General features: G+C 70.7%; 27 protein-coding genes. 21 read left to right on the top strand and 6 right to left on the bottom strand.

The features are described from left to right. Window positions 1-166: 166 nt before the first annotated feature. The 3 genes from ABZ833_RS33045 (at window position 167) to ABZ833_RS33035 (ending at window position 5,371) form a co-directional block, all read left to right on the top strand. The gene (locus tag ABZ833_RS33045) at window positions 167-3,103 is read left to right on the top strand and encodes a glycoside hydrolase family 2 TIM barrel-domain containing protein (protein ID WP_361054415.1); all 2,937 of its coding nucleotides are present in this window, start codon (window positions 167-169) and stop codon (window positions 3,101-3,103) included. A gap of 79 nt (window positions 3,104-3,182) precedes the next feature. After that, window positions 3,183-4,562 carry a hypothetical protein gene (locus ABZ833_RS33040; RefSeq protein WP_361054412.1) on the top strand — a complete coding sequence of 460 codons (1,380 nt, stop codon included), beginning with the start codon at window positions 3,183-3,185 and terminating at the stop codon, window positions 4,560-4,562. Window positions 4,563-4,603: 41 nt separating this feature from the next. Further along, the gene (locus ABZ833_RS33035; RefSeq protein ID WP_361054629.1) at window positions 4,604-5,371 is read left to right on the top strand and encodes a hypothetical protein; all 768 of its coding nucleotides are present in this window, start codon (window positions 4,604-4,606) and stop codon (window positions 5,369-5,371) included. Here ABZ833_RS33035 and ABZ833_RS33030 read toward each other — a convergent pair. Both ABZ833_RS33030 and ABZ833_RS33025 read right to left on the bottom strand, forming a co-directional pair. Then, window positions 5,361-5,774 carry an NUDIX hydrolase gene (locus tag ABZ833_RS33030; protein ID WP_361054409.1) on the bottom strand — a complete coding sequence of 138 codons (414 nt, stop codon included), beginning with the start codon at window positions 5,772-5,774 and terminating at the stop codon, window positions 5,361-5,363. The two genes, ABZ833_RS33035 and ABZ833_RS33030, sit on opposite strands and share 11 nt — an antisense overlap. A 37-nt stretch (window positions 5,775-5,811) precedes the next feature. Then, window positions 5,812-6,486, bottom strand: coding sequence for a DUF4389 domain-containing protein (locus tag ABZ833_RS33025; RefSeq protein WP_361054406.1), 675 nt, complete (start codon window positions 6,484-6,486; stop codon window positions 5,812-5,814). A gap of 161 nt (window positions 6,487-6,647) precedes the next feature. On the opposite strand from ABZ833_RS33025, the gene ABZ833_RS33020 reads away from it, so the two are divergent. Beyond that, window positions 6,648-7,064, top strand: coding sequence for a VOC family protein (locus ABZ833_RS33020; RefSeq protein WP_361054403.1), 417 nt, complete (start codon window positions 6,648-6,650; stop codon window positions 7,062-7,064). 35 nt (window positions 7,065-7,099) lie between these two features. Here ABZ833_RS33020 and ABZ833_RS33015 read toward each other — a convergent pair whose 3' ends face one another. Together ABZ833_RS33015 and ABZ833_RS33010 are read right to left on the bottom strand one after the other, a co-directional pair. Next, complete coding sequence (locus ABZ833_RS33015; protein ID WP_361054400.1) at window positions 7,100-7,819, bottom strand: DUF6597 domain-containing transcriptional factor; 720 nt, start codon at window positions 7,817-7,819, stop codon at window positions 7,100-7,102. Between the two features lie 26 nt (window positions 7,820-7,845). Continuing rightward, on the bottom strand, window positions 7,846-8,781 hold the full coding sequence (locus ABZ833_RS33010) for an AraC family transcriptional regulator (RefSeq protein WP_361054397.1): 936 nt from the start codon (window positions 8,779-8,781) through the stop codon (window positions 7,846-7,848). Window positions 8,782-8,861: 80 nt separating this feature from the next. On the opposite strand from ABZ833_RS33010, the gene ABZ833_RS33005 reads away from it, so the two are divergent. After that, window positions 8,862-9,722 carry an NAD(P)H-binding protein gene (locus ABZ833_RS33005; RefSeq protein WP_361054394.1) on the top strand — a complete coding sequence of 287 codons (861 nt, stop codon included), beginning with the start codon at window positions 8,862-8,864 and terminating at the stop codon, window positions 9,720-9,722. A gap of 84 nt (window positions 9,723-9,806) precedes the next feature. Here the strand turns inward: ABZ833_RS33005 and ABZ833_RS33000 are convergent, their stop codons facing one another. Then, window positions 9,807-10,949: a YihY/virulence factor BrkB family protein gene (locus ABZ833_RS33000; RefSeq protein ID WP_361054391.1), complete on the bottom strand. Its 1,143-nt coding sequence runs from the start codon at window positions 10,947-10,949 to the stop codon at window positions 9,807-9,809. A 17-nt stretch (window positions 10,950-10,966) separates the two neighbouring features. Here ABZ833_RS33000 and ABZ833_RS32995 point away from each other — a divergent pair, with 17 nt between their 5' ends. From ABZ833_RS32995 to ABZ833_RS32920, 16 genes are all read left to right on the top strand, one after another. After that, on the top strand, window positions 10,967-12,604 hold the full coding sequence (locus ABZ833_RS32995) for an acyl-CoA dehydrogenase family protein (protein ID WP_361054388.1): 1,638 nt from the start codon (window positions 10,967-10,969) through the stop codon (window positions 12,602-12,604). 319 nt (window positions 12,605-12,923) lie between these two features. Beyond that, on the top strand, window positions 12,924-14,216 hold the full coding sequence (locus tag ABZ833_RS32990; protein WP_361054385.1) for a GAF domain-containing protein: 1,293 nt from the start codon (window positions 12,924-12,926) through the stop codon (window positions 14,214-14,216). A gap of 97 nt (window positions 14,217-14,313) precedes the next feature. After that, complete coding sequence (locus ABZ833_RS32985; RefSeq protein WP_361054382.1) at window positions 14,314-14,877, top strand: GNAT family N-acetyltransferase; 564 nt, start codon at window positions 14,314-14,316, stop codon at window positions 14,875-14,877. A 194-nt stretch (window positions 14,878-15,071) separates the two neighbouring features. Beyond that, window positions 15,072-15,155, top strand: a complete 84-nt coding sequence (locus tag ABZ833_RS32980) for a putative leader peptide (RefSeq protein WP_323178717.1) — start codon at window positions 15,072-15,074, stop codon at window positions 15,153-15,155. Between the two features lie 116 nt (window positions 15,156-15,271). Further along, a complete protein-coding gene (locus tag ABZ833_RS32975; protein ID WP_361054379.1) occupies window positions 15,272-16,969 on the top strand; it encodes a nitrite/sulfite reductase in 1,698 nt (565 codons plus the stop codon). After that, window positions 16,966-17,145 (top strand): hypothetical protein, encoded by a 180-nt coding sequence (locus tag ABZ833_RS32970; protein ID WP_249587023.1) that lies wholly within the window; start codon window positions 16,966-16,968, stop codon window positions 17,143-17,145. Before ABZ833_RS32975 ends, ABZ833_RS32970 begins: the two co-directional genes overlap by 4 nt. Next, complete coding sequence (locus ABZ833_RS32965) at window positions 17,142-17,855, top strand: phosphoadenylyl-sulfate reductase (protein WP_361054374.1); 714 nt, start codon at window positions 17,142-17,144, stop codon at window positions 17,853-17,855. Before ABZ833_RS32970 ends, ABZ833_RS32965 begins: the two co-directional genes overlap by 4 nt. Then, a complete protein-coding gene (gene cysC, locus ABZ833_RS32960) occupies window positions 17,855-18,448 on the top strand; it encodes an adenylyl-sulfate kinase (protein ID WP_361054371.1) in 594 nt (197 codons plus the stop codon). Before ABZ833_RS32965 ends, cysC begins: the two co-directional genes overlap by 1 nt. Further along, complete coding sequence (gene cysD / locus ABZ833_RS32955; RefSeq protein WP_361054368.1) at window positions 18,445-19,383, top strand: sulfate adenylyltransferase subunit CysD; 939 nt, start codon at window positions 18,445-18,447, stop codon at window positions 19,381-19,383. Before cysC ends, cysD begins: the two co-directional genes overlap by 4 nt. A gap of 2 nt (window positions 19,384-19,385) precedes the next feature. Continuing rightward, window positions 19,386-20,759 carry a GTP-binding protein gene (locus ABZ833_RS32950; protein WP_361054365.1) on the top strand — a complete coding sequence of 458 codons (1,374 nt, stop codon included), beginning with the start codon at window positions 19,386-19,388 and terminating at the stop codon, window positions 20,757-20,759. A 230-nt stretch (window positions 20,760-20,989) separates the two neighbouring features. Next, on the top strand, window positions 20,990-22,120 hold the full coding sequence (locus ABZ833_RS32945; RefSeq protein WP_361054362.1) for an aliphatic sulfonate ABC transporter substrate-binding protein: 1,131 nt from the start codon (window positions 20,990-20,992) through the stop codon (window positions 22,118-22,120). 36 nt (window positions 22,121-22,156) lie between these two features. Further along, the gene (locus ABZ833_RS32940) at window positions 22,157-22,948 is read left to right on the top strand and encodes an ABC transporter ATP-binding protein (RefSeq protein WP_249587029.1); all 792 of its coding nucleotides are present in this window, start codon (window positions 22,157-22,159) and stop codon (window positions 22,946-22,948) included. Continuing rightward, window positions 22,935-23,837, top strand: a complete 903-nt coding sequence (locus ABZ833_RS32935) for an ABC transporter permease (protein ID WP_361054359.1) — start codon at window positions 22,935-22,937, stop codon at window positions 23,835-23,837. Before ABZ833_RS32940 ends, ABZ833_RS32935 begins: the two co-directional genes overlap by 14 nt. A 6-nt stretch (window positions 23,838-23,843) precedes the next feature. Continuing rightward, window positions 23,844-24,605, top strand: coding sequence for a sirohydrochlorin chelatase (locus tag ABZ833_RS32930; protein WP_361054356.1), 762 nt, complete (start codon window positions 23,844-23,846; stop codon window positions 24,603-24,605). Between the two features lie 11 nt (window positions 24,606-24,616). Further along, the gene (locus ABZ833_RS32925) at window positions 24,617-25,474 is read left to right on the top strand and encodes a hypothetical protein (RefSeq protein WP_361054353.1); all 858 of its coding nucleotides are present in this window, start codon (window positions 24,617-24,619) and stop codon (window positions 25,472-25,474) included. 46 nt (window positions 25,475-25,520) lie between these two features. After that, a complete protein-coding gene (locus ABZ833_RS32920; protein WP_361054350.1) occupies window positions 25,521-26,030 on the top strand; it encodes a GNAT family N-acetyltransferase in 510 nt (169 codons plus the stop codon). Here the strand turns inward: ABZ833_RS32920 and ABZ833_RS32915 are convergent. Then, the gene (locus ABZ833_RS32915; RefSeq protein WP_361054347.1) at window positions 26,023-26,631 is read right to left on the bottom strand and encodes a DsbA family protein; all 609 of its coding nucleotides are present in this window, start codon (window positions 26,629-26,631) and stop codon (window positions 26,023-26,025) included. The genes ABZ833_RS32920 and ABZ833_RS32915 overlap by 8 nt on opposite strands. Between the last annotated feature and the right edge of the window lie 13 nt (window positions 26,632-26,644).

The raw sequence follows: 26,644 nt of genomic DNA, 5'->3' as shown, positions 1-26,644 counted from the left end.
TCGCGCCCGAAATGCCATACCTCAACGAATTGCAACCGGCACATCGACGGCGTACGACGAAATCCGCAGCCCATGCACCTTTCGTCCAACTCCGCCGCCGAGAATCCAACAACCCCCGCCGCGTGACGGTTGTGACGTCCCACCTCCCCGCTGTCTGATGGAAGCCATGGAGCTCCCCTACCTTGAGGACGTATCCCCCGGCACCGGCAGCCTCCCGCCCCGCGCGTGGTACGCACGGTCGGACGCCACTTCCCTCTCCCTGAACGGCAGTTGGCGCTTCCGGCTCTCCCCGGCCGCCGACACCGCCGACGACTCCTTCGCCTCGGACGGCTACGACGCCGGGGCCTGGGACACCGTGGCGGTGCCAGGACACTGGGTGCTGCAGGGGCACGGCGCGCCCATCTACACCAACATGGTCTATCCCTTCCCGGTCGACCCGCCCCGCGTTCCCACCGAGAACCCGACCGGCGACCACCTGCGCACCTTCGACCTGCCGGACGACTGGCCCACGACGACCGTCGGCGGCGCGACGCTGCGCTTCGACGGCGTCGAGTCCTGCGCGCGCGTCTGGCTGAACGGCACGGAGCTCGGCGAGTTCAAGGGCTCCCGGCTTCCGCACGAGTTCACCGTCGGCCACCTCCTGAAGCCCTCGGGAAACGTCCTCGCGGTCCGCGTCCACCAGTGGTCGTCCGGTTCGTACCTGGAGGACCAGGACCAGTGGTGGCTGCCCGGCATCTTCCGGGACGTGACCCTGCTGCACCGCCCCGAGGGCTGCGCGCTCGACTTCTTCACGCACGCCTCGTACGACCATCGCGCGGGGGCGGGGACGCTGCGGGTCGACTCGGACGTGGACGGCCGGGTCACCGTGCCCGAGCTGGGCGTCGACGTCGCCACGGGTGAGCCGGTGACGGTGGACGTCGAGCCCTGGACGGCCGAGACACCCCGCCTGTACGACGGGGTCCTCGCCACGGCGGGCGAGCGTGTCCCGCTGCGGATCGGCTTCCGCACGGTCGCCGTCGAGGACGGGGCCATCAAGGTCAACGGCCGCCGGATCCTGTTCCGCGGCGTGAACCGGCACGAGTTCCACCCGGAGACGGGCCGCGCGCTCGACCTCGCCACGATGCGCACCGACGTCCTGCTGATGAAGCAGCACAACATCAACGCCGTGCGCACCAGCCACTATCCGCCGCACCCCGCGTTCCTCGACCTCTGCGACGAGCTGGGCCTGTGGGTCATCGACGAGTGCGACCTGGAGACCCACGGCTTCACCGAGCAGGGGTGGCGCGGCAACCCGGTCGACGACGACCGCTGGACGCCCGCCCTCCTGGACCGTGCCGCCCGCATGGTCGAGCGCGACAAGAACCACGCCTCGGTGATCATCTGGTCCCTCGGCAACGAGTGCGGGACGGGCCGCGGCCTGACCGCCATGGCGCGCTGGATCCGCGCACGGGACGCCGACCGCCTCATCCACTACGAGGGCGACGCGACCTGCGCGGACACCGACCTGTACTCCCGCATGTACGCCGACCACGCCGAGGTCGAGCGCATCGGCCGGCGCGAGGACACGGACGGCCCGCGGTCGCGACGCCAACTCCCCTTCATCCTCTGCGAGTACGGGCACGCGATGGGCAACGGCCCCGGCGGCCTGAGCGAGTACCAGGCGCTGTTCGACGCCCATGAGCGCAATCAGGGCGGCTTCATCTGGGAGTGGATCGACCACGGCCTTTCGCACCCGGAGTTCGGCTACGCCTACGGCGGCGACTTCGGCGAGGAGCTGCACGACGGGAACTTCGTCTGCGACGGCCTCGTCTTCCCCGACCGGATGCCGTCGCCGGGGCTGGACGCGTACAAGCGGGTCATCCAGCCGGTGGGCTTCGCGTACGACGCGGGAGCGGGGACGGTCCGGGTCACCAATCTGCACGACTTCGCGGACCTCTCCCATCTGTCCTTCGAGTGGACGTACATCAGCGACGACGAGGCCTCCGAAGGCGGGGAGCTGGCCGTGCCGCCGGAGCTCGGCCCCGGGGAATCCGTCGAACTGAAGCTGCCCGATCCGCCCTTGGCCAGCCGCGACGCCGAGACCTTCCTGCACCTGGCGGCGGTGGTGGGCGTCACGACGACGAACTGGACGAAGCTGGACCACGGCGTCGCGCGGGCCCAGTTCCGCGTCTCGCCACGACCTGTCATCCGGCCCGCCACCGGCGAACGTCCGCAGCGCGAAGGGGATTTGATCACTCTTGGCCCCGGCGCCTTCGACGCCCGCACCGGCGAGCTGCACACCCTGAACGACATCCCCCTGACCAGCGCGCCGCGCCTGGACATCTGGCGCGCCCCCACCGACAACGACAACGGGGCCTCCTGGCAGGGCGGGCGGCGCAACGGGCTCGTCTGGCGCGAGCTCGGCCTGCACCGGATGCAGCACCGCCTGGACGCCGTCGAGTTGACGGACGACACACTCACCGTCCGCACCCGCGTGGCACCCGCCGCGCGCGACATCGGTCTGCGCACCGTCTACCGCTGGACCTCCGACGGCACCCGGCTGCGCCTCACCGTGTCCGTGATGCCCGAGGGCGAGTGGACCGTGCCGCTGCCCCGGCTCGGCGTCCGGCTCGGCCTTCCGGCGGCGTACGGGGTCGCGCACTGGTTCGGCGGCGGCCCCCAGGAGGCGTATCCGGACACGGCGGCGGCCTCCGGCATCGGCACCTGGTTCATGCAGGTCGACCGGATGCAGACCCCCTACGTCCGCCCGCAGGAGAACGGCGCCCGCGCGGACGTCCGCTGGGCCGAGCTGCAGGCGGGCTTCGACGGCGAAGGGGTGCGCGTGGTCGGCGAGCCCACCTTCTGGTTCACGGCGCGACGCTGGACCACCGAGCAGCTGGACGCGGCCACGCACCGCACGGATCTCGTGCCCGGCGACACGGTCTGGGTCCATCTCGACCACGGGCAGCACGGCATCGGCTCGCAGTCCTGTGGGCCAGGGGTGCTGCTGCAGCACGAACTCCACGCCGCACCGGCCGAGTTCGCGTTCACCTTCTCGCGCCGCGATGCCGTGCCTCAGGTGCCGCCACCGGTGGGACCTCCGCCGGGGCGAACCTCGCCCTGACCGGGGTTTTCCGGTGACTCAGCACTAGACTGGAAGTCACCGTCGAACCACGTGCCGCCTTGGGGGGAGGGAGCACCCCTTGTCACAACCGCGGCTGGGCCGCAGTCCGTTGAGGCCACCGTCCACCCCTCCTCCCCCGCCGGGCGACTCGCGCCCCGGCCGGTTCGTGGGCTGGCTCGGCGGCTTCGGCTGCGCCGCTGCGGGGTACGCGGTGTTCCAGTCCCTGGTGGGCGTGTTGCCGGACGCCATCTCCGGCGACACCGCCCGCTATGCGATCGCGGCGGTCAGCGGCATCGGCACGGGCGTCGCCGCCTGGCTGGCCGCCGCGCTGATCCGGGCCAGGGCGGACGCGGACGACAGCACCCGGCGGCCCGCCCTTCCGGGGCCGCAGGCCGCGCCCGCCCCCGGCCCTTTCCCACGGCTCGCCGCCGCCACGTATGCCACGCTCACCGCGGAACTCGCCACCGTCGACGCCCCCGGGAGCGGCCGCCTCACCGGCTGGGCACACGCCCTCGACGAGCCGACGCTGCCGGTGCGGCCCACCCCGACCGGCACCGCGTACGGACTGCACATCGTGCTCGAACTCGGCGTGCACGACGGCAGGTTGAGGGCATCGGAACTGGTGGAGACCCTGTGGCGCCTCCGTCTCGCGGACGGCGGCTGGGCCGCACGCTCGCAAGGGTCGACAGCGCGCCCCGAGGTGACCGCCCTCGTGCTCGGCGCGCTCGCGCGGGCGGGAGCGGATCCGGGGCGCCTCGCGGAGGAGGCGGCGCAGTGCGCGGCGCGCTTCACCGAGGAGCGCGAACCGTCGGGGCTCGGCAGGACCCATGTCGTGACCACCATGCTGCGCGGACTGCTGCGCGCGGCCCCGGACTCCCCCGACCTCGCACGGCTGCGGGCCGAGCTGGTCGACCGGACGGTCACCGATCCCCTGCGGGAGCACCGGCGCTGCTGGGGCCCCGCCCTGCGCGCCCCGGTCACACGCCCCTCGGCGGTGCACACCGCGCAGGCGGTGGTCGCGCTCGACCGCGCGGCCCGCGTGCTCGGCGAGGACAACAACACCCGCGCCGCACGCGAGGACGGCATCCGCTGGCTGCTCGCCTGCCCTGCCCCCGCCCACGAGGACTGCGCCGACCTGCGCAACACGCAGGAGGAGGTGCGCCGCCCGCATCCGGTCGACTCCTGGCGCCAAGAGGTGCTCTCCGTACGGCACTTCACCGCCGCGTGGATGATGCGGGCGCTGCTCACACCGGCCGCCTGGGAGATCGCGTCGGAAGAGGGCCGCGAGGACGCGTGGCACGCGCTGGTGGCCGGCGCGGTCGGCGCGGTGTGGCGCCAGCAGGACGACGGGATCTGGAACTGGGACGGGTACGATCTCGGCCGCCCCCTGTGGATGACCTATCAAGGGCTTTCGGCGCTGCGGGCCCATGCCGTATGGATGTATCAGCCGGGCGGATGATCCCCGGCGGCGCGCTCGCGACCGAGGGGGAGAGTGACCGCATGGGTGGTCGGCACGTCCACAGGGCCCGGCATCTCCTCGAAGGGACCCTGGACGCGGCGCTGCCCGAGGACCAGCTGGTGCGGGCGGCGCGTGCGGTCGTCGCCGAACTGGGCTCCCCCGAAAGGCTCTTCGGCCTGGTGTGCGAACTGGCGACGGGCGTCGGCGCCCCCTCGGCCTGCGCACCCCTCTCGTACCGCCATGTACTCGGCTTCGACAAGCTGCTCCTGATCGACGGCGGCCCGGGGCACATGCTGCGCGCCCACGTCTGGCACCCCGGCACACGCTCGGCGGGCCGCGAGGACATCCACAACCACCGCTCGCCGCTTGCCTCTTACGTGGTGCGGGGCACGCTCGGCATGGAGCTGTACGAGCCGCTGCACAACACCGCGGACCCGGACGGGAGCGGCATCGCGGCGTCCTGGTACCGGGAGTCCCTGTCGGACGTGGAGGGCCACTGGCTCCTGGAACCGGCGGGCCCGGCGCGGCTGCGGCTCACGCAGACCGCGCAGTACGGCACGGGCAGCGGCTACGGACTGCCGTCGTACTCCCTGCACCGCGCGTGGTGCGCCTCGGCGGGGACGGCGGTGACCCTGTTCCTGGAGACGGGGGCGGGGCGGCGGCGGTACACGGACGTGTTCGCCGACGCGACCGAATCAGGCTCAGGCTCAGGTGCGGGCGGCCGCGCGGAAGCGGTCGTCAAGCGGCCGATGGACGTGAAGGAGTACCTGGCGGAGCTGGAGTCGCTCGCGGAACTGCTCAGCCGCTGAACGCCTGCCGCACGATGTCCAGGTTGTAGTCGTCGATCTCGACCGTGCCGAGGTCGGCCGGGGCGAGCCAGCGGTGGTCCTGGTCGGGATGCGGCAGCGACACCTCCAGGCTCAACGGCCGCACCAGGAAGTTGTCCTGCCAGTTCTTGACCTCGTGCCCGCGGTACCGGCTGACGAAGGACGACTCGCCGACCTTGCGGAGCACCTCGCCGCGCAGCCCGGTCTCTTCCTTCAACTCCCGCAGCACGCCGTCCAGCGGACTCTCGCCCGGCTCCAGCTTCCCGCAGGGGACACCCCACACCCGGGGCAGGAACCGCTCGGTCTCACTGCGCCGCACGAGCAGCACACGCCCGCGGTGCGCCACGACGGCAGCCGCCAGTCGGTTGTCGCTCGGCAAGTCCATGGCACCCACCGTAGCGAGGATTCGGGGGCCAGGACAGTCAGCCAAGGGGCTCCCGGTCTCCCTGATCGAGGCGGAACGGCGGGTACACGTCCGTGAGCAGCAGGCCATAGGCCAGGACGCGCGCGGCCCAGCGGTGCAGACCGATGTTGAGTTCGTGCATGCCGCGGGGGTAGCGGCCCGTGAAGAGCAGGGACACGCCCGCGAAGAAGGTGATGATCCCGGCGAGGCCGAAGCTGACGCGCATGCCGCCCGTGAACAGACCGACCACCAGGAGCTGCGGCAGGATCAGGAGCCAGCTCTTGACGAGGACGAGTCCCCTGGAGAGGTGCTCGGGGTAGGCGATGTCCAGGTGGGCCGGGTAGTCGGCGACTTCGCGCAGCGAGAAGGGCGGATAGCGGTCGGTGGCGAGTGATCCGTACGCGTAGTACTCCACGCGCCAAGTCCAGCGCATCACACCGACGTTGAAGTCGAAAAGCACCCGTGGATAGCCGCCTGTGATCAGGATCGCGAAGAAGGCGACCACGGTGACGAGCAGGAAGCCGATCCACAGGAAGAGCAGGACGACGTGGTGCGGGACCACGAGCAGCCACTTCACCAGCCAGAGCCAGCGGGACAGCACCTCGTCGTCGTCCCGCGCCTCCAGACGGACCGGACTTGCCGGGTGCTTGTCGAGCGTGGTCGACGCGGGCACGGCGGCGGACGTGGCGGACATGGCGGTCAGCTCCCCTCGCCCCCGTGCTGTGGACCTCCTGCACATGTACGGCCATGTGCGGGCGGCGGCAAGGAGTGGCGCGGCGTCCGTTTGCGCGGTGCCCCTACGCGCGGTCCGTTTTCTTCAAGACGGGCCGATGGCGGCTGCCTAGGCTGCGAGGCATGAACACGAACATCACACCCCGCTTCGACCTCGTCGGCATCGTCGTCTCCGACATGGCCGCCACGCTCGCCTTCTACCGCCGACTCGGCCTGGAGTTCCCCGAGGGCTCCGAGGGCCAGCCGCACGTCGAGGCGGCGCTGCCCGGCGGTCTGCGCATCGCGTTCGACACGGAGGAGACCATCCGCTCCTTCGACAAGAACTGGGAGCCGCCGCAGAGCGCGGGCCGCATCGGGCTCGCCTTCCACTGCGAGACCCCCGAGGGCGTCGACGCGGCGTACGAGGAGCTGGTCGGCGCCGGGTACCACGGTGAGCTCAAGCCGTGGGACGCCTTCTGGGGCCAGCGGTACGCCTCGGTCCTCGACCCGGACGGCAACGGCGTCGACCTGTTCGCGCCGCTGCCCGGCCCGGTTGCCTGATCCGGCCGCCTAGTCCGGCCGCCTAGTCCGGCCGCCTAGTCCGGCCGCCGGCTGAGCAGTTCGCTCAGCGGCATGCCCGCCAACTCCTTGACGTCGCGGGCCAGATGGGCCTGGTCGGCGAAGCCCGCGACGACCGCGGTCTCCGCGTAGGCCAGGCCTCCCCCGGCCAGGGCGAGGGCGCGCTGCAGGCGCAGGACACGGGCCAGCGTCTTGGGGCCGTAGCCGAACGCGGCCAGGGAACGCCGGTGCAGGAGGCGGGCGTTGATGCCCGCCTCCTCGGCGGTCGACGCGATGGACCGCCCCGCTTCCAGGGCCTTGACTACGTGCGCGAGCAGCGGGTCGGGCGGCTCGCTCTCGCCCGCGCGCGCCAGGGCGAGGGACTCCAGGACGGCCGCCGGATCGCGGGCCGCGTCCATGCGCTCGGTCAGGCGGCGCGCGTCGGCCGACGGCCACAGGTCCGCGAGGTCGACGCGCCGGTCGCGCAGCTCGTGCGCGGGCACGCCGAGGAAGGCGGGGGCGGTGCCGGGATAGAAGCGGATGCCCACGTACCGCGCGGTGGGGTCCGCATCGGGGCGGTACGCGCGGGTGTCGGGTCCCGCGACCAGGAGCTTGCCGCCGGTCCACAGCAGGTCCATGCAGCCGTCGGGCAGCACGGGGTACACGGCGCGGTCCGCACCGCCGCCGGCACGCGTCCACAGGACCGCGCCCGGGACCCGGGACGGCCGCTCCGCGTACTCGACGGTCTCGTGCGACACGCCTTCCAGGCTACGCCGCCCGGGGGCTACGCGGCCGGTGAGCGGTGCTCCTGCGGGCTGACCCCGTACACCCGCTTGAAGGCGCTGGACAGCGCGAACGCACTGCCGTACCCGACGCGGCGGGCGATCGCGGCGATCGTCTGCTCGGTGTCCCGCAGCAGGTCGGCGGCGAGCGCGAGCCGCCAGCCCGTCAGGTACGCCATCGGCGGCTCGCCCACGAGCTCGGTGAACCGCCGGGCGAGCGCGGCCCGCGACACCCCCGCCTTCGCGGCGAGCACCGCGATGGTCCAGGGGTGCGCGGGGTCGTCCTGGAGCAGCCGGATCGCCTGCCCGACGACCGGGTCCCCCATCGCCCGGTACCAGGCGGGGGCCTCCGCCTCGGGCCGGGAGAACCAGGCGCGCAGCGTGGCGATCATCAGCAGGTCGAGCAGCCGGTCGAGCACGACGTCCTGCCCCGGCTCGTCCTTGGCGATCTCGTCGGCGAGCAGCGGGGTGAGCGGGCAGTCCCACACCTCGGTGGGCAGGATCAGGAGCGGGGGCAGCGCGTCGAGGAGCCGCCCGGTGATCTCGCCGCGCGCCTGGTACGTGCCGATCAGCATCTCCGAGGCGCCGTCGGGCGATTGGCCCCAGGTCCGCTGGCCGAGGTCGCGGTACTGCTCGGGCGGGGTGTCGCCGAGGGGGACGCAGCGTTCGCCGGGCCGGATCTCGACGTGGGGCTTCCTCGTCCGGTCGTCGGCGACGGTGTAGTGGTCGGGGCCGCGCGCGACGGCGACGTCTCCGGGGCGGATGAGCTGGGGTTCGCCGTGGTCGGGCACGATCCAGGCGGTGCCCCGCACCATGATCATGACCGAGAGCGGTGCCTCGTCCGCGATGCGCACGGACCAGGCCGGGTCGAAACACGCACGGATCATGAAGGCTCCTCGCGCGCGGGGGCCCTCCAGCAAGCCTGCGAGTACGTCCATACCGGAAGCGTAGACGCACGCGTATGGGGGTGAGTCCCTGACGGATGGCTCCTTGTGGCGCGGGCCAGTTCACTGAAGTCATGACAGAAAACGCGGTGAACACACAGAGCACGAAGAGCACGCAGAGCATGACGGTGTTGGTCACGGGCGCTTCCGGCAAGACGGGGCGCCGGGTCGCGGAGGCCGCCGAGGCGGCGGGCCACACGGTGCGGGCCGCTTCGCGGTCGGGCGCGGTGCGGTTCGACTGGTACGACCCCTCGACGTGGGAGGACGCGCTGCGGGGCGCGGACGCCGCGTACCTCGCCTACCAGCCGGACGTCGGCGCGCCGGGCGCGGGCGAGGCGGTGGGCGCGCTGGCCCGGCAGGCGGTGGAGCTCGGTGTGCGGCGGATCGTGCTCCTGTCCGCACGGGGCGAGGACCAGGCGGAGCCCACGGAGCGGGCGGTGCGGGAGTCCGGGGCGGAGTGGACCGTCGTACGGGCGAGTTGGTTCGCCCAGAACCTCAGCGAGGGCCATCTCCTCGACGGCATGCGCGAAGGGGAACTGGTGTTCCCCGGCGGGGAGGTGCTCGAACCGTTCATCGACACGCGGGACATCGCGGACGTGGTGGTGGCGGTGCTCCGCCCCGACTCGGGTTACGCGGGACGGGTGGTGGAGGTGTCGGGACCGCGCCTGCTGTCGTTCCGCGACGCGGTGGCCGAGATTGCGGCGGCCGCGGGGCGGGAGATCCGGTACGCCCCCGTATCGGCGAGGGAGTACGGGGGTGCGCTCGCCGAGTTCGGGGTTCCGGAGGAGGAGACGGAGTTCCTGATCGAGCTGTTCGAGACGAACCTGGACGGGCGCAACGCGCGGCTCTCCGAGGGGGTGCGGGAGATCCTGGGGCGGGAGCCGCGTGACTTCGCCGATTTCGCCCGGGAGCATGCCGGCGTCTGGAAGGTGTGAGTGGCTCTGGCGCAAGGTGCAAACGCCGGACGGGCTGAAAGACGTCGGCCGGGCTGGATACTTCCAGCCCGGCCGGCGTTTCCCTTACTCCGGCGGCGGTTCCTCGCCGCCCCCGTTCTTCTTCACATGCGTCCGCAGCCGCGAGGAGACGTCGTCCGGGGGCAGGAACCGCGACCAGCGCTCGGGGAACTCGGACGGCATGTCCTGGTCGTCCGGGTCCGCGGAAGCCTCCCGCGCGGCGGCCGCGCGGGCCACCACCTCAACCGCCCGCGCCTCCCTGATCCGGTCGTTGGCCGCTCGCGCGGCCGCCGTGGCGACGGAGGGCCACACGCGGTCGATCGCCGCGTTCACCGCGGCTCCCACCAGGACCGCGAACGCCGACACACCTATCCACAGGAGCACGGCGACGGGCGCCGCCAACGAGCCGTAGATCGTGGGCCCTTCGACCGTGCTCGTCAGGTAGATCCGGAGCAGAAAGCTCCCCAGGACCCACATCCCCAGGGCGATCAGCGCACCGGGCATGTCCTCCACCCAGGGCGAGCGCACCGGCACTGACACGTGGTACAGCGTGGTCAGGAAGACGACGGACAGCAGCGTCACCACCGGCCAGTACAGGACCTGCACCACCGTCGTGGAGCCGGGCACCAGCTTCACCACCGCGTCAGGACCCGCCACCATCAGCGGCAGCGCCACCGAACCGATCAGCAGGGCCACGATGAACAGGCCGAACGCGAGCAGCCGGGTCTTGACGATGCCGCGTGCGCCGTCCAGGCCGTACATGACCGTGATCGTGTCGATGAAGACGTTCACGGCGCGCGAGCCCGACCACAGGGCGAAGAGGAAACCGATCGAGATGACGTCGGGCCTGCCGACCCGCATCACGTCCTCCAGTATCGGCTGCGCGATCTGACTGACGCCCTTGTCGGACAGGACCGTGCGGGACGCCTCGAGGATGTTGTTCTCGACGCTGGCGATCGTGTTCGCGCCGGTCCAGCGGTCCACGTACGCGAGAAGGCCGATCAGGCTCAGGAGCAGCGGCGGCACGGACAGGAGCGTGAAGAACGCCGCCTCGGCCGCGAGACCGAGGATGCGGTATTCCACGCACGAGTTGACCGTGTCCTTGAGCAGCAGCCAGGCAGTCCTGCGCTTGGAGACGTTGCTGTAGAGAGCGCGGGCCCGGTGCCAGCGGCCGGACGGCCTCCCGGGTGTTTCATTTGCCTGGTGCACCTCCTTACCGTAGCGGCATGGCAGCCACCACCCACACAGTGACCAACCAGGCTCCGCCCCTGGTGGGATATGACGTCTTTACGTCAGACCGCGCTCTCACAGAGGGAGTCGAACGGCATCTCGATCCCGCCCTTCTCGGTACCGCTCGTGAGCAACTCTCCGAACTCGGGCGCACGGCGGGATCGGCCCAGGCGCAGGAATGGGGAGTGCTCGCCAATGAGAATCCGCCCGTTCTGCACACCCATGACCGCTATGGGAATCGCATCGACGAAGTCGCCTTTCATCCCTCGTGGCACCGGCTGCTCGGCAAGGCCGTTTCGCACGGTCTGACGACCGCCTGGTCGCGGCCGGGCGGTCATCTGCGGCGCGCTGCCGGATTCCTGGTGTGGACGCAGGTCGAGGCGGGGCACGGCTGCCCCCTGTCGATGACGCACGCGGCGGTGCCCGCGCTGCGGACCGATCCCGCGCTCGCCGCCGAGTGGGAGCCCAAGCTCGCTTCTCTCGTCTACGACGAAGGTCTTCGGCCCGCGTCCCAGAAGGCCGGAGTGCTCTTCGGGATGGGAATGACGGAGAAACAGGGCGGCAGCGATGTGCGCACGAATACGACGCGTGCGCGTGCCCTCACGGAGGACGGCACCTATGAACTCACGGGGCACAAGTGGTTCTGTTCCGCACCCATGTCCGACGGTTTTCTCGTGCTCGGGCAGACCGACGCCGGACTTACGTGCTTTCTCGTGCCGCGTGTCCTTGAGGACGGCACCCGGAACGCCTTCGCCATTCAGCGCCTGAAGGACAAACTGGGCAACAGGTCGAACGCGTCGAGCGAGGTCGAGTTCGACGGGACGTGGGCGCGCCGGGTCGGCGACGAAGGGCGCGGGGTGCGCACCATCATCGAGATGGTGGCGGCCACCCGGCTCGACTGCGTGGTGGGCTCGGCGGCGATCATGCGGCAGGCCGTCGCACAGGCCGTGCACCACGCCACGTACCGCGAGGCGTTCGGCGGCAAGCTCGTCGACAAGCCGCTGATGCGCAACGTCCTCGCGGATCTGGCCCTGGAGTCGGAGGCGGCCACGACGCTCGCGCTGCGGCTCGCGGCGGCGTACGACGACGGGGGCGAGCAGGAGCGGGCGTTCCTGCGGATCGCGGTGCCCGCCGCGAAGTACTGGGTGACCAAGCGGTGCACGCCGCTCGTGGTGGAGGCCCTTGAGGTGCTCGGCGGCAACGGCTATGTCGAGGAGTCGGGCATGCCGCGGCTGCTTCGCGAGTCGCCGCTCAACTCGATCTGGGAGGGCTCGGGGAACGTACAGGCCCTGGACGTGCTGCGTGCGCTGCAGCGCGAGCCGCTGGCCCTGAACGCCTTCCTCCAGGAGGTCGGTCTCGCGCGCGGCGCCGATCACCGTCTGGACGGCGCGATCAAGGGGCTGCTCACCGAACTGGCCGATCTGGACGGCATCGAGGCGCGGGCGCGGCGGCTCGTGGAGCGGATGGCGCTGGTGCTCCAGGGTTCGCTGCTCGTGCGGTACGCGCCCCCGGAGGTGGCCGACGCGTTCTGTGCCTCGCGGCTCGGCGGGGACTGGGGCTCGGCGTTCGGGACGCTGCCGCACACCCTCGATCTGGCCTCCGTGGTGGAGCGGGCCGCTCCCGGCAGGGGCTAGCGGGAAGGGACTGGAGGAGTCACAGGGACTGGAGGGAGTCACGGGGGTGGTGCTGCGCCGACACGGCACCACCCCCGCTTTCAAGCCCCGTTGCGGAGCATGAACGCCGCCTGAGCGGCGTTGACATCAGCTTCGACCGCCGCACTGCTGTTCGCGAGAGTTGCAGACCGTTGCAAGCCACCATCAGTTCATCACCGACCTACATCGGTTCACTACTGAACTACATCGGTTCATTACTGAACTAATACCCTTACGTGCGCCGAGGGGGCACGATGGGTGGATGCCCCGGCGCACAGGCCCCGCTCGGGAAGGACCGGTGATGAACGCGACTTCGACGATCAGCCTCGCGAAGATCTCCACCATGGACTCCGCGCGGGCCGCGCGACTGCTCGCGGGGGTCCGCCACGCGGCGCTCACCGGACAACAGCCGCCCGTGCTTCCGCGTCCGGTGATCGAGGAGTCCTGGGAGCGCATGCTGCTCGACGGGGTGGATCCGGACCACGACTTCCGCTCCCGGCTGCTCAGCTTCGAGGAGCTGGAGGAGCGGCGCCGCGCCTCGCCCCTGACGGAGATCATGCCGGTGCTGCGGGACGCGCTCGTCTCGGTGGCGGACGCCGCGCACCACATCATGGTCGTCTGCGACGCGGAGGGCCGGGTGCTGTGGCGCGAGGGCAACGCCACGGTGCTGCGCAAGGCGGACTCGCTCGGCTTCGAGCTGGGCGCTGACTGGGCCGAGAGCGTCGTCGGCACGAACGGCATAGGGACACCGCTCGTCGTGCGCCGGCCCGTGCAGGTGTTCTCCGCCGAGCACTTCGTGGAGACGCATCACGCGTGGACGTGTACGGGCGCGCCCATCACCGATCCCCGTGACGGCCGCCTGCTCGGCGTGGTGGACATCAGCGGTCCGCTGAACACGATGCATCCGGCGATGCTCGCCCTGGTCGACACGGTGGCGAAGCTCGCCGAGGCCCGGCTGCGCGAGAGCCATCTGACGGCGCTGGACCGGCTGCGCTCGGTGGCGGCGCCGGTCCTCGCCCGCCTGGAGGGGCGCGCCGTCGCGGTGGACTCGCACGGCTGGACTGCGGCGGTCACGGGAATTCCGCACACCGACCGGCTCGCCCTGCCCAAGCAGCCGGCCGCGGGGCACATGTGGCTGCCCTCGCTCGGCACCTGCGCGGTGGAGCCGCTGCCAGGCGGCTGGCTGCTGCGTGTCGAGGAGGAGCCGCAGCCGCTGACCCCGACCCGCGTGGTCCTTGACGTGAGCGGGCCGCGCCGCTGGTCGGTCACCGTCGAGGGCGGTGGCGCGGGCGGCTGGACGCATGAACTGAGCCCGCGGCACGCGGAGTTGCTCTATCTCCTGTCCACCCACCCCAGGGGCCGCAGCGCCTCCGGCCTCGCCGAGGACATGTTCGGCGACCCGGCGCGCACGGTGACGGTCCGCGCCGAACTCTCCCGGGTCCGCCGCTATCTGGGCGACCTCCTGGCCCACCGCCCCTACCGCTTCCCCGAGGACGTGGACGTGGACGTGATCCTGCCCGAGCACCCCGCGAACCTACTGCCGCATTCGACGGCACCCGCGGTCCGCGAGGCACGGAGGGTGCCGGAGCCTTGAGTGCGGCTGACCACCGGCAGTCGTACCGCCGCCCCGGGACGGCGTCGAGGCAGGCCCGCCTTGGCCCTCACCCCCGCCCCATGGTTCTCTGACCTGCATGAGCCTCACTGTCACCACCTGGTCCCTGGAGCAGACCGCTCCCACCGATCTGCTGCCTGCCGCCGCCCCCGAAGGCGACGACGTACGGATCGTCCGGGCCGAGGTCCCCTCCCCCGAGTTCAGCCGCTTCCTCTACGCCTCCGTCGGCGGCGACATCCGATGGACGGACCGGCTCTCCCTCTCTTACGCCCAGTGGCAGGAGGAGCTCGGGAAGCCGGGCGTCGAGACCTGGGTCGCGTACGACAAGGGGACTCCCGCCGGGTACGTGGAGCTGGCGGCGCAGGAGGGCGGTGTCGTCGAGATCGTGTATTTCGGGCTCATTCCCGCTTTCCGGGGGCGGCGGATCGGCGGGCATCTGCTCTCGTACGGGGTGCGGCGGGCCTGGGACCTGGCCGAGCGCTGGCCCGAGCTCACCCCGACCAAGCGGGTGTGGCTGCACACCTGCTCCAAGGACGGCGAGCACGCCATGGACAATTACCTGCGGCGCGGCTTCAAGCTCTTCGACACGGAGGTCTCGCAGGAGGCGGATGTTGCCACTCCGGGGCCTTGGCCCGGCGCGTAGCGCTCCGCGCGGGGGATGCGTTCTGGGCTGCGAATCCGTCGTGGCTGGTCGCGCGGTTCCCCGCGCCCCTTCGGGGCGCCATCCCGGGCCTCTGAGGAGTGACCGGCACCACACCGTCTCGCATCGCGAGACCACTCAGTCCACATTCTGGATAATGGTGGACTGGGCCGAAAGTCCCGTGACACGCTTCCGTCATGGATCGCACTGGAATTGCCTTGGTGAGTCGGCGTCACGTCGATCTCTGCCGCATGTCCAGCGCCATGTGTCCGGCGAGCTGACAGCACCAGCGCCGACGACTCTCTCTGCTTGACCACTTATCTGCGCACCGCCGCGCCCTTAGCGCGAAGTGTGCAGGTCAGAGCCGCCCTCAGCCCGCCTTGAAGGACGTATAGCCATGGCTGCCACCCCTGAAAAACCCACGACTGCCGCGCCCCGGCGCAAGGCGAGCCGTCACCGTGGTGAGGGCCAGTGGGCCGTTGGCCACTTCACGCCGCTCAATGGGAACGAACAGTTCAAGAAGGACGACGACGGTCTCAATGTGCGGACACGCATTGAGACGATCTACTCCAAGCGCGGGTTCGACTCCATCGACCCGAACGATCTTCGTGGGCGTATGCGCTGGTGGGGGCTCTACACCCAGCGCCGGCAGGGCATCGACGGCGGCAAGACCGCGATCCTTGAGCCGGAAGAGCTGGACGACGAGTACTTCATGCTGCGGGTGCGGATCGACGGCGGACGCCTCACCACCGAGCAGCTGCGCGTCATCGGCGAGATCTCGCAGGAGTTCGCGCGCGGGACCGCCGACCTCACCGACCGGCAGAACGTGCAGTACCACTGGATCCGCATCGAGGACGTTCCCGAGATCTGGGAGCGGCTCGAAGCCGTGGGGCTCTCCACGACCGAGGCCTGCGGTGACACGCCCCGCGTCATCCTCGGCTCGCCCGTCGCCGGTGTCGCCGAGAACGAGATCATCGACGGCTCCCCCGCCATCGACGAGATCCAGCGCCGCTTCATCGGCAACCCCGAGTTCTCGAACCTGCCGCGCAAGTTCAAGACGGCGATCTCCGGGTCGCCCCAGCTCGACGTCGCGCACGAGATCAACGACATCGCGTTCGTCGGTGTCAACCACCCCGAGCACGGCCCCGGCTTCGACCTCTGGGTCGGCGGCGGCCTCTCCACCAACCCGAAGCTGGGCGTGCGGCTCGGTGCCTGGGTGCCGCTGGACGAGGTCCCGGACGTGTACGGCGGTGTCATCGGCATCTTCCGCGACTACGGCTACCGCCGCCTTCGCACCCGCGCCCGCTTGAAGTTCCTCGTCGCCGACTGGGGCCCGGAGAAGTTCCGGCAGATCCTTCAGGACGAGTACCTCAAGCGGAAGCTCGTCGACGGGCCCGCGCCCGAGCAGCCCACCGGCACCTGGCGCGACCACCTCGGCGTGCACAAGCAGAACGACGGCCGCTTCTACGTCGGCTTCGCCCCCCGCGTCGGCCGCGTGGACGGCACGACGCTCACGAAGATCGCCGACGTCGCCGCCGCCCACGGCTCGGGCCGCCTCCGCACCACCGCCGAGCAGAAGATGATCGTGCTCGACGTCGAAGAGGCGCAGGTCGAGTCCCTCGTCGCCGGGCTCGAAGCCCTCGATCTGCGGGTCACTCCCTCCCCCTTCCGGCGCGGCACCATGGCCTGCACCGGCATCGAGTTCTGCAAGCTGGCGATCGTCGAGACGAAGGCGCGCGGCGCCTCGCTCATCGACGAACTGGAGCGCCGCATCCCGGAGTTCGACCACCCGATCACCATCAACATCAACGGCTGCCCGAACGCCTGCGCCCGCATCCAGGTTGCCGACATCGGCCTCAAGGGCCAGCTCGTCCTGGACGACGAAGGCAACCAGGTCGAGGGCTTCCAGGTGCACCTGGGCGGCGCGCTCGGCCTCGAGGCCGGGTTCGGCCGCAAGGTCCGCGGCCTGAAGGTCACTTCGGCCGAACTGCCCGACTACGTCGAGCGGGTCCTCACGCGCTTCCAGGAGGAGCGCGCGGACGACGAGCGCTTCGCCACCTGGGTGGCCCGTGCGAGCGAGGAGGCACTGAAGTGAGCGAACGTGCCGCCCCTTTCTACTGCCCCTACTGCGGTGACGAGGACCTGCGCCCGAACGAGACCGGTCACGGCGCATGGGAATGCGCCGCGTGCAATCGAGCCTTCCAGTTGAAGTTCCTCGGGCTCCTCGCCCAGGGAGTTCAGCGCAGCAGCGGTGGAGGGGAAGAGATATGAGAGCCGTTCAGACCCAAGAGCAGCGTACGAACGACGAGTTGAAGGCTCTCGCCGAGCAGGCCGGGCGGGATCTGGAGGACGCGTCCGCGCTGGAGATCCTGCAGTGGGCCGTCGACACGTTCGGCGAGCGCTTCTGCGTGACCTCCTCCATGGAGGACGCCGTCGTCGCCCACCTCGCCTCGCGGGCCCGCCCCGGCGTGGACGTCGTGTTCCTCGACACCGGCTACCACTTCCCCGAGACCATCGGCACCCGTGACGCCGTCGCCGCCGTGATGGACGTCAACGTCATCACGCTCACGCCGCGGCAGACGGTCGCCGAGCAGGACGCCGAGTTCGGCGCGAAGCTGCACGACCGGAACCCCGACCTGTGCTGCGCCATGCGGAAGGTCAAGCCCCTTGAGGAGGGCCTGACTTCGTACGCCGCGTGGGCGACGGGCCTGCGCCGCGACGAGTCCCCTACCCGGGCCGACACCCCGGTCGTCGGCTGGGACGAGAAGCGCCAGAAGGTCAAGGTCTCCCCGATCGCTCGCTGGACGCAGGACGATGTGGATGCCTACGTCTTGGAGCATGGCGTCCTCACCAACCCCCTCCTCATGGATGGTTACGGCTCCGTGGGCTGCGCGCCCTGCACCCGCCGTCTCCTGGAGGGCGAGGACGCACGCGCCGGACGCTGGTCGGGCAATGCCAAGACCGAGTGCGGGATCCATTGATGACAGAGCTGACAGGGCCTCAGACAGCGGAGCCCCGACACGTATCGGAGAAGCACGTGACCACCGGAGCCACCATCTGGCTCACGGGTCTGCCCAGCGCGGGCAAGACCACGATCGCCTACGAACTCGCCGACAGGCTCGGCGAGGACGGCCACCGGGTCGAGGTGCTCGATGGCGACGAGATCCGCGAGTTCCTCTCGGCGGGCCTCGGCTTCAGCCGCGAGGACCGGCACACGAACGTGCAGCGCATCGGCTTCGTCGCCGAACTGCTCGCGCGCAACGGCGTGAAGGTCCTGGTGCCGGTGATCGCGCCGTTCGCGGACAGCCGTGAGGCGGTGCGCAAGCGCCACCAGACGGGCGGCACGCCCTACCTGGAGGTCCACGTGGCCACGCCGGTGGAGGTCTGCTCCGTACGCGACGTGAAGGGTCTGTACGCCAAGCAGGCGGCCGGCGAGATCTCCGGACTCACGGGCGTCGACGACCCCTACGAGGCACCCGAGTCACCCGATCTGCGCATCGAGTCCCAGGACCAGACCGTGCAGGAGTCCGCGGCGGCCTTGCGCGCGCTGCTCATCGAGAGGGGTCTGGCATGACGACCACTGTGGCCACCGTGACCGAGGGGACGGACAGCCCGTACGCGCTGTCCCACCTGGACGCCCTTGAGTCCGAGGCGGTGCACATCTTCCGCGAGGTGGCGGGCGAGTTCGAGCGGCCGGTGATTCTCTTCTCCGGCGGCAAGGACTCGATCCTCATGCTGCACCTGGCGCTGAAGGCCTTCGCCCCCGCGGCGATTCCCTTCTCCCTCCTGCACGTGGACACCGGGCACAACTTCCCCGAGGTCCTTGAATACCGCGACCGCGTCGTCGCCGAGCACGGGCTTCGGCTGCACGTCGCCTCCGTGCAGGACTACATCGACGCGGGCAAGCTGCGCGAGCGGCCCGACGGCACGCGCAACCCGCTCCAGACCGTCCCGCTCACCGAGAAGATCCAGAGCGAGAAGTTCGACGCCGTGTTCGGCGGGGGTCGCCGCGACGAGGAGAAGGCCCGCGCCAAGGAGCGCGTCTTCTCCCTGCGGGACGAGTTCTCGCAGTGGGACCCGCGCCGCCAGCGCCCCGAGCTGTGGCAGCTGTACAACGGCCGCCACGCTCCCGGCGAGCACGTCCGCGTCTTCCCGATCTCCAACTGGACCGAGCTGGACGTCTGGCAGTACATCGCCCGCGAGGGCATCGAGCTCCCCGAGATCTACTTCGCGCACGAGCGGGACGTGTTCCAGCGCTCGGGCATGTGGCTGACCGCCGGCGAGTGGGGCGGCCCCAAGGATGAGGAGACGACTCAGAAGCGGCTCGTCCGCTACCGCACGGTCGGCGACATGTCCTGCACCGGTGCCGTCGACTCCGACGCCACCACGCTGGACGCCGTCATCACCGAGATCGCCGCCTCCCGTCTGACCGAGCGCGGCGCCACCCGCGCCGACGACAAGATGTCCGAGGCCGCGATGGAAGACCGCAAGCGCGAGGGGTACTTCTAAACATGACCAGCACCACCGAACCCGACAAGGCGCAGCCGCTCTCCACCGAGCAGCTGTCGGCCACCACCCTGCTGCGGTTCGCCACCGCGGGGTCCGTCGACGACGGCAAGTCCACCCTGGTGGGGCGGCTCCTGCACGACTCCAAGTCGGTCCTCACCGACCAGCTCGAAGCCGTGGAGCGCGTCTCGCTGGGCCGCGGCCAGGAGGCGCCCGACCTCGCGCTGCTCACCGACGGTCTGCGGGCCGAGCGCGAGCAGGGCATCACCATCGACGTGGCCTACCGCTACTTCGCGACCCCGCAGCGCCGGTTCATCCTCGCCGACACCCCGGGCCACGTGCAGTACACCCGGAACATGGTCACCGGCGCCTCCACCGCCGACCTCGCCGTGGTCCTGGTCGACGCCCGCAACGGCGTCATCGAGCAGACCCGCAGGCACGCCGCCGTGGCCGCGCTCCTGCGCGTCCCGCACGTGGTGCTCGCCGTGAACAAGATGGACCTCGTCGCGTACGAGGAGACCGTCTTCGCGAAGATCGCCGAGGAATTCACCGCGTACGCCAGTGAGTTGGGCGTCCCGGAGATCACCGCGATCCCGATCTCGGCCCTCGCGGGCGACAACGTGGTGGAGCCGTCCTCCAACATGGACTGGTACGGCGGCCCCACGGTCCTGGAACACTTGGAGACGGTCCCGGTCAGCCACGACCTGACCTCCTGCCACGCGCGCCTGCCCGTCCAGTACGTGATCCGCCCGCAGACCGCCGAGCACCCCGACTACCGGGGCTACGCGGGACAGATCGCGGCGGGCACCTTCCGGGTCGGCGAGTCCGTGACCGTGCTTCCCTCGGGCAAGACGTCGAAGATCGCCGGGATCGACCTCCTGGGCGAGCCGGTGGACGTCGCCTGGACGCCGCAGTCCGTGACGCTGCTCCTGGAGAGCGACATCGACATCGCGCGCGGCGACCTGATCGTGCCGAGCGGTGACCAGCCGCCGATCTCGCAGGACCTCACGGCGACGGTCTGCCATGTCGCGGACACCGCCCTGGCCGTCGGCCAGCGGGTGCTGCTCAAGCACACCACCCGCACGGTCAAGGCGATCGTCAAGGAGATCCCCTCGCGGCTCACCCTGGACGACCTCTCCCAGCACCCGGACCCCGGACAGCTGGTCGCCAACGACATCGGCCGCGTCGTCATCCGCACCGCAGAGCCGATCGCGGTCGACTCGTACGCCGCGTCGCGCCGCACGGGTTCGTTCCTCCTGATCGACCCGGCGGACGGCACGACGCTCGCCGCGGGCATGGCGGGCGACGCGTTCGCCACCGTCTCCGAGCCGGCCGAAGAGGCCGCGCCGGTCGCGGACGAAGAGGGCTGGGACTTCTGACCATGACCTCGATCGACTACTTCTCGACCTTCGCGAAGGAGGGCGGCCGCGTCGGCAGCGGCGCCCTCGGCAGCGGTCAGGGCGGGGTGGGGCGATGTGCGTGATGACGTACGCGCACCGCTTGCGCGCCCACACCCCCCGCGAGTTCGACCTGCGAAGACGAAAACCTGCCGATCTCCCGGCCGCGCCCTGAGGGCGTGAGAGCCGGGCCAACGAGAGGACCACCTCCCGTGCCTGCCAGCTTCCGCACACCACGCACCACCGGCCGCCGCCGCGCCCTGGCCGCCGTGGCCGCCCTGCCGCTGTTCGCCGTGGTGCTCACCTCCTGCGGCTACGGATCCTCCGCCGACAAGGAGGACGACAAGGCCAAGGTGGCCGCCGGTGCGAAGAAGATCGAGGGCTTGGACGAGGTGAAGATCGGGTACTTCCCGAACCTCACGCACGCCACGGCGCTCGTCGGTGACCAGGAGGGCCTGTTCCAGAAGGAACTGGGCGCGACGAAGGCGAAGTACACGCAGTTCAACGCGGGCCCCTCGGAGATCGAGGCGCTGAACTCGAAGTCCATCGACATCGGCTGGATCGGCCCGTCGCCCGCGATCAACGGCTACACCAAGTCCCAGGGCAAGAACCTGCGCATCATCGGCGGCTCGGCGTCCGGTGGAGTGAAGCTGGTGGTCAACCCCAAGAAGATCAAGTCCCTCGACGACGTCAAGGGCAAGAAGATCGCGACGCCGCAGCTCGGCAACACCCAGGACGTGGCCTTCCTCAACTGGATCGCCGAGAAGGGCTGGAAGGTCGACGCGGAGAGCGGCAAGGGCGACGTCTCGGTGGTCCGCTCGGACAACAAGATCACCCCGGACGCCTACAAGTCCGGCTCCATCGACGGCGCCTGGGTGCCGGAGCCGACCGCGTCGAAGCTGGTCGCCGACGGCGGCAAGGTGATCCTCGACGAGGCCGACCTGTGGCCGGACAAGAAGTTCGTGATCACGAACATCATCGTGTCGCAGTCGTTCCTCAAGGAGCACCCGAAGGTCGTCGAGGCGGTCCTGCGCGGTTCGGTGAAGACCAACCAGTGGATCAAGGACAACCCCGACAAGGCGAAGGCCTCCGCCAACGCCGCCCTCAAGGAGGCGTCGGGCAAGGCGCTGCCCGCCGAGGTCATCGACCCGGCGTGGAAGTCCATCCAGACCACGGACGACCCCCTGGCCCGCACCCTCGACTCGGAGGCCAAGCACGCCGTGAAGGCGGGCCTCCTGGAGAAGCCGAACCTCAAGGGCATCTACGACCTGAAGCCGCTGAACAAGGTCCTCAAGGCCGAGGGCAGGCCCGCTGTCGACGACGCCGGCCTCGGCGTCAAGTAACCCCGGACTCAGACCAGTTCCCAGGAGGTGACGACCATGGCGACGACCACCCTCGCCAAGGCGGCGGAAGACATCACGGCCGCCCCGCACGCTGCCCGGATCGAGCATGTCTCGAAGTCCTTCGCCACGCCCGCCGGGCAGCAGCTCGTCCTGGATGACATCACGCTCGATGTCGCTCCCGGCGAGTTCGTCACCCTCCTGGGAGCCTCGGGCTGCGGCAAGTCGACGCTGCTCAATCTGGTGGCGGGGCTCGACAAGCCGTCGGCTGGCGACATCGCCACCGACGGCCGCCCCGCCCTGATGTTCCAGGAGCACGCGCTGTTCCCGTGGCTGACCGCGGGCAAGAACATCGAGCTCGCCCTGAAGCTGCGCGGCGTCGCGAAGGCGGAGCGGCGCGAGCGCGCCGAGGAGCTCCTCGGCCTCGTACGGCTCCAAGGGGCGTACGGCAAGCGGGTGCACGAGCTGTCCGGCGGCATGCGCCAGCGCGTTGCCCTGGCCCGCGCGCTCGCGCAGGACAGCAAGATCCTGCTGATGGACGAGCCGTTCGCGGCGCTCGACGCGATCACGCGTGACGTCCTGCACGACGAGCTGACCCGCATCTGGCGCGAGACGAACGTCTCCGTCCTGTTCGTCACGCACAACGTGCGCGAGGCGGTCCGCCTCGCCGAGCGCGTCGTGCTCCTCTCGTCGCGTCCGGGCCGGGTGGCGCACGAGTGGCGGGTGGACATCCCCCACCCGCGCCGCATCGAGGACTCCGCCGTGGCGGAACTGTCCGTCGAGATCACCGAACAACTGCGTGGGGAGATCCGCCGACATGGCCAGCACTGACACTCCGGTCGACAAGGCCGAGAGGGACAGCAGCCAGGACCTGGCCGGTCTGGAGGCGGGCCTCGACGCCCTGGACGCGGTCCAGACCCGGCGTACGCCCTTCCGCCAGACCCTAGTCCAGAAGATCCTGCCCCCGGTGACCGCCATCGTGCTGGTCCTCGTGGTGTGGCAGGTCCTGGTGTGGGCGAAGGTCACCGACTCCTACAAGCTGCCCGCGCCGTCCGCCGTCTGGGACGAGGTGGAGGAGGCCTGGCTGCAGGGCACGCTCCTGGAGTACATCTGGACGTCCGTGTCGCGCGGTCTGCTCGGCTTCCTGATGGCGCTGGTGATCGGCACGCCGCTCGGTCTGATCGTGGCCCGGGTGCGGTTCGTCAGGGCCGCGATCGGCCCCATCCTGTCCGGTCTGCAGTCGCTGCCCTCGGTGGCGTGGGTGCCGCCCGCCGTCATCTGGCTGGGGCTCAACGACCAGATGATGTACGCGGTGATCCTGCTCGGCGCGGTCCCCTCGATCGCCAACGGCCTGGTCGCGGGCGTCGACCAGGTGCCGCCGCTCTTCCTGCGGGCGGGCCGCACCCTGGGTGCGACGGGCCTGCGCCACACCTGGCACATCGTCATGCCGGCGGCGCTGCCCGGCTACCTCGCGGGGCTGAAGCAGGGCTGGGCGTTCTCGTGGCGCTCGCTCATGGCCGCGGAGATCATCGCGCAGTCGCCCGACCTGGGCATGGGCCTCGGCCAGCTCCTGGAGGCGGGCCGCACGAACAGCAGCATGTCGCAGGTGTTCTTCGCGATCCTGCTCATCCTGATCGTCGGCATCGCCATCGACCTGCTGATCTTCAGCCCGCTCGAGCGGCGCGTCCTGCGCAGCCGCGGACTTCTCGTGAGGAGCTGACCCACCATGTACGGCCGTCCCGTCCTGTTCGTCATCGCCCACGGCAGCCGCGATCCGCGGCATGCCGCGACGGTGCGCGCCCTGGTGCGCCGGGTGCGGGAGCAGCGGCCGGGGCTGCGGGTGGAGACGGGCTTCCTCGACTTCAACTCGCCCTCGGTCCCCGAGGTCCTGGAGTCCCTGGACGCCGAGGGGGTACGCGACGTGATCGCTCTCCCTCTGCTCCTCACGCGGGCGTTCCACGCGAAGTCGGACATCCCCGCGGTCCTGAGCCAGGCCCCGCCCCGCCTGCGCATCCGGCAGGCGGCGGTGCTCGGCCCCTCACCACTGCTCCTGACCGCTCTGGACCAGCGGTTGTACGAGGCGGGCCTCACGCCCGCCGACAAGTCCTCGACCGGGGTCGTGCTGGCCTCGGCGGGGTCATCGGACCCGGAGGCGATCGCAGTGATCGCTGAAATCGCGCGGGAGTGGCGGCACACCGGTTGGTGCGCCGTGCGGCCTGCGTTCGCCTCCGCATCTCTGCCCCGCACGGAGGACGCCGTGCGGGAGCTGCGGGACCTGGGTGTGGGACGGGTGGCGGTGGCGCCGTACGTCATCGCGCCCGGTTTCCTGCCGGACCGCATCGCGCGGGGCGCGGCCGAAGCGGACGTCACGGCCCAAGTGCTCGGCCCTTCGGCGGGGTTGGCGCGGCTGCTCGTGCAGCGCTACGACGAGGCACGTGCCGAGTCCGGTGCGGTCGGGCGGGTGGCGCGGGTTCCCGTGCTGGCCTAGTTTGTGGGTTCATGACCCTTACCAGATCCCGCACGCTCTGGCTGCGGACCGAGCCCCTGCACGCAGTGATCTACTTCGAGGAGCACTGCCGCGATCTGGGCAGGGCGCTGGGCCTCAAGGGATTCTGGATGGGCTACTTCGCGGCCCGCACCGCTCCCATGGGCCCGGTCGAGTCGGGCCCCGCGACAGCGGCGCTCGGTGTCTTCGCCCCCGGCATGGTGGAGCGGGCCCTCCCCTCCGCCTGGCAGTACGTGTCGCCGGGCCGGATCGTGGAGGAGCGCGCGGCGTACACGGCGCGGGCCCTGCGCGCCCTGGTGCCGGGCATCGACGACCAGGCCATCGCCCTCTGTCCGCCCCTCACCGCGATGGTCGACGACGCCCCCTCGCTCGCCCGCCCGCTGTTCACGGCGAACCGTGACGTGAGCGAACGGACCGACCCGGTGCAGCGGCTGTGGCAACTGGTCACCTGCGTCCGGGAGTTCAGGGGCGACGCGCACGTGGCCGCACTCGCCGACCACGGCCTCGACGCCTGCGAGGCGCTGGTGCTCGCCGCCGCCACGGGCCGCGTGGACCCGGACACCATCCGGCACGACCGCGGGTGGAGCGAGCAGGACTGGGCGCACGCGGTGGACCGGCTGCGCGGGCGTGGCCTGGTGGACGGTGACGGGCACATCACCGAGCGCGGCCGCACGGAGCGGGAGTTGATCGAGGACGACACGGACCGCCTGTCGGCACGCCTGCTGCGCCCGCTCGCCGCGCGGGACGCGGACACGCTCCTTGCGGCGCTGGAGCGTCCGGTGCGGCACATCCTGGCGGCGGACGTCGTCCCCTTCCCCAATCCCATCGGCCTTCCGCAGCCCACGGGTTAGTCAATCCGGTTGCCGAAGTACCGTTCCTGCCCCTACCGTCACGCCGATGACCCCCGTACTCCGTTCCGAACGTCTGAGCCTGACCCCCTATGTCGCCGCCGACGAGGAGCAGTTCGTCTCGCTCCTTCAGGACGAGGCCGTGGGCCGCTGGTTCGGGGACGGGATGCAGAGCGTGGAGCAGACCCATGCCCTGTTCCGCCGGATATTCGGCCTCGTGTACGCCGAGAACCAGTTCCCGGTCTGGGCGGTGCGGCACGAGGGGCACTATGTCGGCCACGCCGAGATCAAGCCGTCGCCCGAGAAGTGGCTCGACGGCCACGAGATCGTCTACGGCCTCTTCCGGGGCAGCTGGGGCAAGGGCCTCGGCACGGAGCTGGCCCGGCTCCTCACCACGTACGGCCATGAGACCTTGGCCCTGACCGAGGTGCACGCGACCGTGGACGCGCAGAACATCGCGTCCCTCACCATCCTCAAGCGCCTCGGCTTCACGCAGGGCCGCGCGGTCCCGGAGGACAACGGCCGCACCACGCTCCTCATGACGTCGGTGCTCAGCTGAAGTCGAGGCCTCCGGTGCGGGTGCGCTTCAGCTCGAAGACGTCCGGGCAGCCCGCGATCGCCCGGAAGCCGTCGAAGAGGCGCACCGCCTCTTCGCCGCGCGGAATCGCCCGCAGCACGGGACCGAACCAGACGGTGCCGTCGACGTGGATCGTCGGCGTACCGACGTAGGCACCCTGCTCGGGGTCCTTGCCCGCGTCATGGCTGCGGCGCACCACGTCGTCGTACGCCGGGTCGTCCGCGGCGTCCGCGAGGGCGGCGGGCAGGCCGGTCTCGGCCAGGGACTCGGCGATGACCTGGTCGAAGTCCTCGTTCTTGTCCTGGTGGATACGGGTGCCGAAGGCCGTGTAGAGGTCCCGGAGCACAGCGTCGCCGTGCTGCTCGGCCGCGGCGGCCGCCACGCGGACCGGACGGATCGACTTGTCGACCAGCTCCCGGTACCAGTCGGGCAGTTCGTTGCCGGTGTTGTGGAGGTAAAGGCTCATCACGTGGAAGCGGAGGTCGAGGTCGCGGGCGCGCTCGACCTCCAGGATCCAGCGGGACGTGATCCAGGCGAAGGGGCAGGCCGGATCAAAGTAGAAGTCGATGCGGGTCGTCGTCATGTCTTCGACCCTA

Origin of the sequence: Streptomyces sp. NPDC047525, from assembly GCF_040643025.1 — a bacterium.
Lineage (GTDB): Bacteria > Actinomycetota > Actinomycetes > Streptomycetales > Streptomycetaceae > Streptomyces > Streptomyces durmitorensis.
Note: the sequence above shows the minus strand (reverse complement) of the source record. Positions and strands in the feature narration are given on the sequence as shown.